This is a genomic window from Aeromonas finlandensis, assembly GCF_000764645.1.
Taxonomy (GTDB): Bacteria; Pseudomonadota; Gammaproteobacteria; order Enterobacterales; family Aeromonadaceae; genus Aeromonas; species Aeromonas finlandensis.
In genome coordinates this window covers 1-972 of record NZ_JRGK01000227.1, presented here as the reverse complement: position 1 = coordinate 972, position 972 = coordinate 1, and the positions used below count along the sequence as shown (strand labels likewise).

Sequence of the window (972 nt, the reverse complement as noted above, 5' to 3'; positions counted from 1 at the left end):
CATTTATTAGGCTTTCAAAAACAGTACCTATGTTATCAAGTGACTCGAACTCACTTGAAGGAATCGGTATATCCTCAAATGATAAATAAGGATTCTCGAATAAACGCCAGTCAATTAATAGGGCTGTAAAATTAGTAGTGTTTTTCTTCGTTACTAAAAATGTAACTGGAGATAAAAAGGCCGCTGATAATCTACCAATTCCTTTCTCACCTTGAGTTTTTCTAACATCGAGACCAAAACGTTCACTCGAATTAAGGGTGTTCTTTCTACTTTTAGAGTCAGTACCAACAATCAACCAGCTGTCTATTAGTTGCTCAAGAGACATCCCACATCCGTTATCAATGAGGGCCCCACATGGGCACTCACTATCGATGGTAAATAATGATACGTCGCGTGCATAAGCGTCGTATGAGTTTTTCCACAATTCACTCACTGCTGTTGGGCAATCAGCAATCTGCCCCTTTCCCAAGTGTTCAATTGTTCTGGCTCGTGCTCGAAATGTTAATATTTGACTCTGCATACGAGGATCATCCGTTTGCTTTAAGAATATCTAAACATGAACTTAGTAAAGCCTTGCCCATCAAGACTGGGACTGCATTACCAATTTGCTTACCTTGGCTTATGATCCCACCTGAAAAAATGTAGTCATCAGGAAATGTCTGAAATCGAGCTGCATGCCTCAACGTTATGCCATGGTTTTCCCATGGATGTAAAAATCTGCCCTTAGAAGGATTGAAGCATCCAGTTGTAATTGTTGGTCCCGGTTGTGCCAACCGTATTCTTCCATATACATCACCATGTCCGCGATAGCCATCAGAATGGCATGGCAAACGAAAATCGATGTCATACCGACCTCCATTGATTGGTGTCATAGAGAATCGCTCAACCATATAGGGAGTATGATTCATAGATATCTGTAACGGATCTCTATCGTCTCGAGGTTTTTCGTTAAAAAGTAGGGTGCTTGTGACG

At 41.0% G+C, this 972-nt stretch carries 2 protein-coding genes; both read right to left on the bottom strand.

Annotation, left to right across the window (positions count from 1 at the left end):
• Positions 1-520: ATP-binding protein (locus tag LD28_RS22465; RefSeq protein WP_193354313.1), on the bottom strand; the 520-nt coding region annotated here is incomplete at its 3' end.
• 7 nt (positions 521-527) lie between these two features.
• Positions 528-972: DNA cytosine methyltransferase (locus tag LD28_RS22460; RefSeq protein ID WP_162182401.1), on the bottom strand; the 445-nt coding region annotated here is incomplete at its 5' end.